The organism is Synechococcus sp. BA-120 BA3, from assembly GCF_034931285.1.
GTDB lineage: Bacteria > Cyanobacteriota > Cyanobacteriia > PCC-6307 > Cyanobiaceae > Cyanobium.
In genome coordinates this window covers 1-8,438 of sequence record NZ_JAYGHZ010000054.1, presented here as the reverse complement: position 1 = coordinate 8,438, position 8,438 = coordinate 1, and the positions used below count along the sequence as shown (strand labels likewise).

The window sequence follows — 8,438 nt, the reverse complement described above, 5'->3', positions numbered from 1 at the left end:
CTCCACCTCGGCCACCAGAGCCTCTCCCAGACCCGGCACCGCCCCCAGCTCGGCGGCGGAGGCCCGCCAGGCGGCGGCGAGTCCACCACAGCTGACCTCGAGAGCCCGCAGCCGCTGCCAGCCGAGGCCGGGGCAGCGGCTCCAGAGCAGCCACCACAGACGCCGCTGCCGGTCCCAGGGCGGGACCGCCCTGCGGGGGAACGCCCCCTGCACCAGATCTCCCATGGCCCGCGCCAGCGCCCGTTCAGTAGTACAAGCGTACTATGGGTGAACGTCGGCGCCAAGGGGGCCCGCCCGCAGGATCGCCAGGGCCTGCTCCAGGTCAGGCGGCAGCCGCCGCTGCAGCCGCCGCCGCGAGGCCCCCCCGGAGAGATCCACCAGCACGAGGTCGACGCAGGCCTCGGCCGCCAGCCCCCCGTCCGGGCGCAGGAATCGGCTCTGCCAGGGAAGCTTGACGCCCTGCCGCAGCAGCACCCGGCTGTGGATCGCGACCGCGTCACCGTGGAGCAGGGCCTGGCGGTAGTCGATGCGCAGGCCCACCACCGGCAGCTCCAGCCCACGGGCCGAGAGGTCGCTGTAGTGGAGGCCGGCCCTGGCCAGGGCCTCGACGCGGGCCTCCTCCAGCCAGGCCAGATAGGCCCCGTGCCACATCACGCCAGCGTGATCGGTGTGCTGGGGCAGCACCCGCCGGTTCAGGCACCACCAGCCCGCTTCGGAGCGCTGCATCACGGTCTTCACCACAGGGGAGTGCGGAACCAGGATCAGCCATAGGCTGATCCAGAGCCTCTTTGACGTCCGTGTTCCGCAACCTGCTGATCGCCGATTCCGGCAAGGGTCAAGTGGAGGAGATGGTCCGCATCCTGCGGGACATTCCTCCCTGCCGTCAGGCCCGGATCAACCTGCTGCACGTGATTCCCGAGCAGGGGGGCCTGGATCTGGAGACCCATCGCCAGCAGGCCGAGGTGCTGATCAAGGAGGCCATCGAACGTCTCGGCCTCAGCCCCGGTGAGGTCAACACCCTGGTGCGGGAGGGCGACGCCAAGCTGACCGTGCTCAACGTGGCCGATGAGCTGGAGGCCGACCTGATCGTGATGGGATCGCGGGGCCTGGGCCGGCTGCAGTCGATTCTGGGCAACAGCGCCAGCCAGTACGTCTTCCAGCTCTCCACCCGGCCCATGCTGCTGGTGCGGGACGACCTCTACGTGAAGGCCATCAACCGGGTCCTGGTGGCCATCGACGGAACCGGAGTGGGCGATGACGCCCTGCGGCTGGCCTGCGAGCTGGTGCAGGGCATCCCCGGCGGCAGCCTCACCGGCGTGCATGTGTCCCGCCAGGACATCACCCCCTCACGCGGGGGGCGCACCCCCGGTGACGAGGTGCTGCAGAAGGCGATCCAGCGGGCCCGCAGCTTCGGGGTGGAGATGAAAGGATTGCATCGCACGGGCGACATCGCCCGGGGTGTGTGCGCCGCCGCCGAGGAGGCGAAGGCGGACCTGGTGGTGATCGCCTCCCAGGACCGCAGGCCGCTCGTGGCCCGTGCCCTGGTGGATCTCGACAAGCTGCTGGGCAGCTCGGTCAGTGACTACATCCGGGTGCACGCCCCGGCTCCGGTGCTGCTGGTGCGGGAGCCAGAGGGGCGGGCGCGCTGAGGCCGCCTCAGCCGCCCTGGCGGCTGTTGGTCTGGATATAGAGAATGATCAGGAAAACGGCGGGAACCAGAACGAACAGGAGGCTGGCAACGAAGCCGAGGTCGTTGGTTTCCATGACTGCTGGAGAGGTTCTGAGAAGGTATCACCGCCCATCGGCGGGAAGGACGCCCCCTTCATCGCTCGTTGCGGATGGGTCGGACTCCGCCTCCGGCTCCTCGGCCTCGGGGGGGGCCGGCCAGGCGGTGGGCCCTTCCGGCAGGGGCTGGGTGCGGGCCCGGGCCAGGTCGCCCTCCCGGTCGGCGAGTCCCACCTGGGGCCTGGTGAGCACCATCACCGATTTCTGCACCAGGGCCTGACAGGCCAGCCGCCAGCCCTGGGGCCGCCTCCTCAGCTTGAGCTGCTCCACGGCCGTCTGTTCGGTCAGGGCGTTGGCCGCCCCGCCTTCCACCACCTCCACGAAGCAGGTGATGCACTGACCGCAGCCCCCGCAGTTGCCCAGCCGGCCCTTCAGGCCGTAGAGCTCGATGCCCTCGCGCAGGGCGACTTCCCGGAGGTTCTCCCCCGGGTAGCACTCCACGTCGCGCTGCTCGCGCACGAACCGGATCACGGGCATGGCGGAAGCCTCTCGGGAAACACGACGGCTCCCATTGTGAGGCGCGCCGTTGCGGTCCGTTACCTGGGCCCCGTGCCGTTGCCCGCAACCCTTACCATCGCCAGCACGGATCGGTAATCACCGAGCGTCTCCTTAGCCGCCATCGCCCCGGCGACCGGCTTCGGCAACTGTCAACCCAGACCTGACCCCCCAATGGGATTGCCCTGGTACCGGGTGCACACGGTCGTCATCAACGACCCGGGCCGACTGCTGGCCGTGCACCTCATGCACACCGCCCTGGTAGCCGGCTGGGCCGGCTCCATGGCGCTCTACGAGCTCGCGATCTTCGACCCCTCCGACCCGGTCCTCAACCCCATGTGGCGCCAGGGCATGTTCGTCATGCCCTTCATGGCCCGCCTGGGTGTGACAGGCAGCTGGGGCGGCTGGAGCGTCACCGGTGAAACCGGCGTCGACCCCGGCTTCTGGAGCTTCGAGGGCGTGGCCGCCGCCCACATCATTTTCAGCGGCCTGCTCTTCCTGGCCGCCATCTGGCACTGGACCTACTGGGATCTCGAGATCTGGCAGGACCCCCGCTCCGGGGAGCCGGCTCTCGACCTGCCCAAGATCTTCGGTATCCACCTGCTCCTGGCAGGCCTCGGCTGCTTCGGCTTCGGCGCCTTCCACCTCACCGGTGTGTTCGGTCCGGGGATGTGGATCTCTGACCCCTACAGCCTGACGGGCCACCTCGAACCGGTGCAGCCCGCCTGGGGACCGGAGGGCTTCAACCCCTTCAACCCGGGCGGGATCGTGGCGCACCACATCGCCGCCGGCATCGTCGGCATCATCGCCGGCATCTTCCACATCACCACCCGTCCCCCGGAGCGCCTCTACAAGGCCCTCCGCATGGGCAACATCGAGACGGTGCTGGCCAGCGCCATCGCCGCGGTGTTCTTCGCGGCCTTCATCGTGGCCGGAACCATGTGGTACGGCTCGGCCGCCACGCCGGTTGAGCTGTTCGGCCCCACCCGCTACCAGTGGGATCAGGGCTACTTCAAGACCGAGATCAACCGCCGCGTCCAGACCGCCCTCGACAACGGCGCCACCAAGGAAGAGGCCTATGCGGCCATTCCCGAGAAGCTCGCCTTCTACGACTACGTCGGCAACAGCCCCGCCAAGGGTGGTCTGTTCCGCGTGGGCCCGATGATCAACGGTGATGGCCTGCCCACCTCCTGGATCGGTCACATCGCCTTCACCGACAAGGAAGGCCACGACCTCGAGGTCCGCCGTCTGCCCAACTTCTTCGAGAACTTCCCGGTGGTGCTCCAGGACGAGCAGGGCATCGTCCGCGCCGACATCCCGTTCCGTCGGGCCGAGGCGAAGTATTCCTTCGAACAGCAGGGCGTGACGGCCACCGTCTACGGCGGTGCCCTCAACGGTCAGACCTTCACCGACCCTGCGGATGTCAAACGGCTGGCCCGCAAGGCCCAGCTCGGCGAGGCCTTCGAGTTCGACCGTGAGACCTACCACTCTGACGGCACCTTCCGCAGCTCCCCCCGCGGCTGGTTCACCTTCGGCCACGCCTGCTTCGCCCTGCTCTTCTTCTTCGGCCACATCTGGCACGGTGCCCGCACCCTCTACCGTGATGTCTTCGCCGGTATCGACCCCGATCTCGGTGAGCAGGTGGAGTTCGGTCTGTTCGCCAAACTGGGCGACCGTTCCACCCGGCGCCTGCCTGAGGGCTACGTGCCCCCGGCCGGTTCCACCCTCAGCTGACCGCCAGTCCCCCCGAGGATTCCCATGGAGAGCTTCGCCTACATCCTGATCCTGGCCCTGGCCATTTCCACGCTGTTTTTCGCCATCGCCTTCCGCGACCCCCCGAAAATCGGCAAGTGACCAGCCGTCCTGATTGATGCCAGCCCCCGGGACACCGGGGGTTTTTTCATGCTTCGGCCCCCAGGCGCGAGGCAACCCCTTCTCTTTGTGCGCGTAGCTGTTTACACTCCGATCACTTGGACGCGTGCCCGGGGATGCAATGTCCCTCCTGCCAACACACCGATAGCCGCGTTCTGGAATCAAGGGCCGCCGATTCCGGGCGCAGCGTGCGGCGGCGGCGGGAATGCCTCAACTGTGATTTTCGCTTCACCACCTACGAACGGGTCGAGACCGTTCCGATCACCGTGGTCAAGCGCAACGGCAGCCGCGAAACCTTCAACCGCAGCAAGCTGCTGCACGGCCTGCTGCGGGCCTGCGAGAAGACGGGCCTGGAACCGGCGCGGCTCGAAGCCGTCGTCGACGACATTGAGCTGGCCCTGCAGCAGCGGGTCGGCCGGGAGGTGAGCAGCAATGAGATCGGTGAGCTGGTGCTCCAGCGCCTGAGGGAGATGAGCGAGGTGGCCTATGTGCGCTTCGCCTCCGTGTATCGCCAGTTCCAGAGCGTCAGCGATTTCGTGGCCACCCTTGAGGGGCTGGGCAGCCGCGGCAAGGCCAAGAGCCGGCTGGCGGTGGTGGGCTGAACCCGCCAGCAGGCCCTGAGCCGATCGGCGAGCCGGTCCGTTGATAGAGTGATCGATCGGGTGTGCGCTGCAGGCGGGCAGCCATCCCTTTCCTTCGCACTGCCACCGGCAGACCGCCCCAGCTCCATGACCCTCACTCCTTCTTCCGAAGCCGACACCCTCGAGGCCCTCACGCCGATCAGCAGCGAGGAGGCCGCCGACATCGAGACCACAGCCGATCTCGACCTGGCGATCCCGGAAGAGGTGCCCAGCGCCGATGACTCCAGCAGCCGGGTCAGCGCACGGGACGGCGACGGTGTGGGCTTCACGCTGGACGAGTTCGCGGCCCTGCTCAGCAAGTACGACTACAACTTCAAGCCGGGCGACGTCGTCAACGGCACCGTGTTCGCCCTGGAATCCAAGGGCGCGATGATCGACATCGGCGCCAAGACCGCCGCCTTCATGCCCCTCCAGGAGGTGTCGATCAACCGGGTCGAGCACCTCTCCGACGTGCTCGAGCCCGGCGAGGTGCGCGAGTTCTTCATCCTCAGCGAGGAGAACGAGGACGGCCAGCTCACGCTGTCGGTGCGTCGCATCGAGTACCAGCGGGCCTGGGAGCGGGTGCGTCAGCTGCAGAAGGAGGACGCCACCATCTACAGCGAGGTGTTCGCCACCAACCGCGGCGGCGCTCTGGTGCGGGTAGAAGGCCTGCGGGGCTTCATCCCCGGCAGCCACATCAGCACCCGCAAGGCCAAGGAGGAGCTCGTGGCCGACTTCCTCCCCCTCAAGTTCCTGGAGGTGGACGAAGAGCGCAACCGCCTGGTGCTCAGCCATCGCCGTGCCTTGGTGGAGCGCAAGATGAACCGCCTCGAGGTGGGCGAAGTCGTGCTGGGGACCGTCCGGGGCATCAAGCCCTACGGCGCCTTCATCGACATCGGCGGCGTCAGCGGCCTGCTGCACATCTCCGAGATCAGCCACGAGCACATCGAGACCCCCCACACCGTGCTCAATGTCAACGATCAGATGAAGGTGATGATCATCGATCTCGACGCCGAGCGGGGCCGGATCTCCCTGTCCACCAAGGCCCTCGAGCCGGAACCGGGCGACATGCTCAGCGATCCCCAGAAAGTGTTCGACAAGGCCGAGGAGATGGCCGCCCGCTACAAGCAGATGCTGCTCGAGCAGGCCGAGGACAGCGAACCGATGGGTGTCTCCCTCGAATGATCACGGCTCGGATCCACTGACGATGGTTCACCTTTCCCTGCGGGGCACCCCGCTTCCCTGCGGGGACAGGCCACTGGAGGCGGTGCTGTTCGACAAGGACGGCACCATGAGCCACAGCGAACCGATGCTCGAGGCCCTGGCCCAGGCCAGGGTCTTTCATTGTCTGGCCCTGGCCGACCTCGCCGCGTCCGACCCGGAGCGCCACCGCGACCTGGGCGCCCTGCTGCATCGCGCCTACGGCCTTTCCGCCGCAGGGATCCACCCGGCCGGCACGATGGCGGTGGGGAGCCGCGACCAGAACCTGGTGGCCACCGCCACCGCCCTGGCCCAGGTGGGCCTCGGCTGGCCCGAAGCCCTGGCCACGGCCGAGGCGGTGTTCGCCCGCACCGATGGCCTGCACGGCCAGGGCAGTGAGCAGCGCCCGGCCCCCACCCCGGGCCTGCGGCAGCTGCTGGAGACGCTGCGCCAGGCGGGAGTGCGCTGTGCCGTGATCAGCAACGACCATGTGGAGGGCATCGAGGCCTTCCTGGCGGCCCACGAACTGGCCGCCTACGTGCAGGCCGTCTGGAGCGCCGAGCACCAACCCCGCAAACCCGACCCCGCCGCCATCCACGGCCTGTGTGAGGAACTGGGCGTGGCGGTGGAGAGCTGTGCCCTGGTGGGCGACGCCAACAGCGACCTGCGCATGGCACGGGCCGCCGGGGTGCCGGTGGTGCTGGGCTACCGGGCGGGCTGGCGGCGGCCGGTGGCGCTGGATGGCTCCTTCCTGCAGCTGGACCACTGGCGGGAGCTCACCGTGGTGCCGGGACCGGCGAACCGGTGGGAATAAGCTCAGCCATCGACTGATCCCATCCCCCTATGAGCCGTTTCGTCTTCACCTCGGAATCGGTGACGGAAGGCCACCCCGACAAGATCTGCGACCAGGTGAGCGACGCCGTGCTCGACGCGCTGCTGGCCCAGGACCCCTCCTCCCGGGTGGCCTGCGAGACCGTGGTGAACACCGGCCTCTGCCTGATCACGGGGGAAGTCACCACCAACGCCCGCGTCGACTTCAACACCCTGGTGCGGGCCGTGATCGAGCAGATCGGCTACAGCGGCGCCCGTGCCGGCGGCTTCGATGCCCGCAGCTGTGCCGTGCTCATCGCCCTTGATCAGCAGTCGCCGGACATCGCGCAGGGGGTGGATGAGGCCGACGACCACGACGGCGATCCCCTCGACAAGGTGGGCGCCGGCGACCAGGGCATCATGTTCGGCTACGCCTGCGACGAAACGCCGGAGCTGATGCCGCTGCCGATCAGCCTGGCCCACCGGCTGGCGCTGCGGCTGGCCCAGGTGCGCCATGACGGCAGCCTCGGCTACCTGCTCCCCGACGGCAAGACCCAGGTGAGCGTGGTGTACGAGAACGACCGCCCCGTGGCGATCGACACGATCCTCATCTCCACCCAGCACACCGCCGAGGTGGACGGCATCAGCGACGAGAAGGCGGTGCAGCAGCGCATCCGGGAGGACCTCTGGACCCACGTGGTGGTGCCCGCCACGGACGATCTGCCCCTCAAGCCCTCCACCGAGGGCACGCGCTTCTACGTCAACCCCACCGGCAAGTTCGTGGTGGGCGGCCCCCAGGGCGACGCCGGCCTGACGGGCCGCAAGATCATCGTCGACACCTACGGCGGCTACGCCCGCCACGGTGGCGGCGCCTTCTCCGGCAAGGACCCCACCAAGGTGGACCGCTCCGCCGCCTACGCCGCCCGCTACGTGGCCAAGGCCCTGGTGGCCTCCGGTCTGGCCCACAAGGCCGAGGTGCAGCTCAGCTACGCCATCGGCGTCGCCCGGCCCGTGAGCATCCTGGTGGAGAGCTTCGGCACCGGCGCTCTCAGCAACGCCGACCTCACCGCCCTGGTGCAGGAGCACTTCGACCTGCGTCCCGGCGCCATCATCGAAGCCTTCGGCCTGCGGGAACTGCCCCAGCAGCGGGGCGGGCGCTTCTACCAGGACGTCGCCGCCTACGGCCACTTCGGCCGCAAGGATCTCGATCTCCCCTGGGAGGACGTGACCGCCATCGCCGCCACCCTGAAGCAGGCCACGGCGAGCCGTGTCAGCGCTGTATCTGGGGGTTGACCTCGGCAGCAGCGGCCTGCGCCTGGCCGTTCTGGCTGAGGCCGGGGCTCCCGGCGGAGACCCCGCCAGCCCCGTTCTGAGCAGGCAGTCCCCCTACCCGGGCCGCTTCGAGGATCCAGAAGCCTGGCGGCAAGGCCTGATCGATCTGGTGGCCACCGTGCCCGAGGAGTGCCGCCGGCGGGTGGCGGCCGTCGCCATCGATGGCACCTCCGGCACCCTTCTGGCCTGCGGTCCAGGAGGCCGCCTGCTGCCGCCGCCACTGGCGCACGCCCTTCCCTACCACCAGGCCTGTCCTGAGCAGGCCGGGGCCATCGCCACGCTGCTGGCCACCGGTGCGCGGGCCGCGGGGAACGGGGCGTGGGC

The 8,438-nt window shown here is 68.9% G+C and carries 10 protein-coding genes and 2 pseudogenes; 8 read left to right on the top strand and 4 right to left on the bottom strand.

Going from position 1 to position 8,438, the window contains the following annotated elements:
- Together VB737_RS04065 and VB737_RS04060 are read right to left on the bottom strand one after the other, a co-directional pair.
- A pseudogene (locus VB737_RS04065) lies at positions 1-225 on the bottom strand (DNA-processing protein DprA); the annotation flags it as partial.
- A gap of 36 nt (positions 226-261) precedes the next feature.
- Complete coding sequence (locus tag VB737_RS04060; protein ID WP_500311340.1) at positions 262-726, bottom strand: acyl-CoA thioesterase; 465 nt, start codon at positions 724-726, stop codon at positions 262-264.
- A gap of 71 nt (positions 727-797) precedes the next feature.
- On the opposite strand from VB737_RS04060, the gene VB737_RS04055 reads away from it, so the two are divergent.
- Positions 798-1,649: a universal stress protein gene (locus VB737_RS04055; RefSeq protein ID WP_500311341.1), complete on the top strand. Its 852-nt coding sequence runs from the start codon at positions 798-800 to the stop codon at positions 1,647-1,649.
- Positions 1,650-1,656: 7 nt separating this feature from the next.
- On the opposite strand, the gene psbM is transcribed toward VB737_RS04055, so the two are convergent.
- Both psbM and VB737_RS04045 read right to left on the bottom strand, forming a co-directional pair.
- Complete coding sequence (gene psbM / locus VB737_RS04050; RefSeq protein ID WP_015109223.1) at positions 1,657-1,764, bottom strand: photosystem II reaction center protein PsbM; 108 nt, start codon at positions 1,762-1,764, stop codon at positions 1,657-1,659.
- Between the two features lie 27 nt (positions 1,765-1,791).
- Positions 1,792-2,262, bottom strand: coding sequence for a 2Fe-2S iron-sulfur cluster-binding protein (locus VB737_RS04045; protein WP_500311337.1), 471 nt, complete (start codon positions 2,260-2,262; stop codon positions 1,792-1,794).
- Between the two features lie 192 nt (positions 2,263-2,454).
- On the opposite strand from VB737_RS04045, the gene psbB reads away from it, so the two are divergent.
- From psbB to VB737_RS04010, 7 genes and pseudogenes are all read left to right on the top strand, one after another.
- Positions 2,455-4,014 carry a photosystem II chlorophyll-binding protein CP47 gene (gene psbB, locus VB737_RS04040; RefSeq protein WP_015109225.1) on the top strand — a complete coding sequence of 520 codons (1,560 nt, stop codon included), beginning with the start codon at positions 2,455-2,457 and terminating at the stop codon, positions 4,012-4,014.
- Positions 4,015-4,038: 24 nt separating this feature from the next.
- Positions 4,039-4,134, top strand: coding sequence for a photosystem II reaction center protein T (locus VB737_RS04035; RefSeq protein ID WP_010314684.1), 96 nt, complete (start codon positions 4,039-4,041; stop codon positions 4,132-4,134).
- Between the two features lie 134 nt (positions 4,135-4,268).
- A complete protein-coding gene (nrdR, locus tag VB737_RS04030; protein ID WP_094585050.1) occupies positions 4,269-4,754 on the top strand; it encodes a transcriptional regulator NrdR in 486 nt (161 codons plus the stop codon).
- 126 nt (positions 4,755-4,880) lie between these two features.
- Positions 4,881-5,957: a 30S ribosomal protein S1 gene (locus VB737_RS04025; RefSeq protein ID WP_094585049.1), complete on the top strand. Its 1,077-nt coding sequence runs from the start codon at positions 4,881-4,883 to the stop codon at positions 5,955-5,957.
- Between the two features lie 22 nt (positions 5,958-5,979).
- Positions 5,980-6,786 (top strand): HAD family hydrolase, encoded by an 807-nt coding sequence (locus VB737_RS04020; protein WP_500311334.1) that lies wholly within the window; start codon positions 5,980-5,982, stop codon positions 6,784-6,786.
- Between the two features lie 29 nt (positions 6,787-6,815).
- A complete protein-coding gene (gene metK / locus VB737_RS04015; RefSeq protein WP_500311333.1) occupies positions 6,816-8,075 on the top strand; it encodes a methionine adenosyltransferase in 1,260 nt (419 codons plus the stop codon).
- Positions 8,050-8,438: pseudogene (locus tag VB737_RS04010) on the top strand (sugar kinase); the annotation flags it as partial. The gene metK and the pseudogene VB737_RS04010, both read left to right, overlap by 26 nt.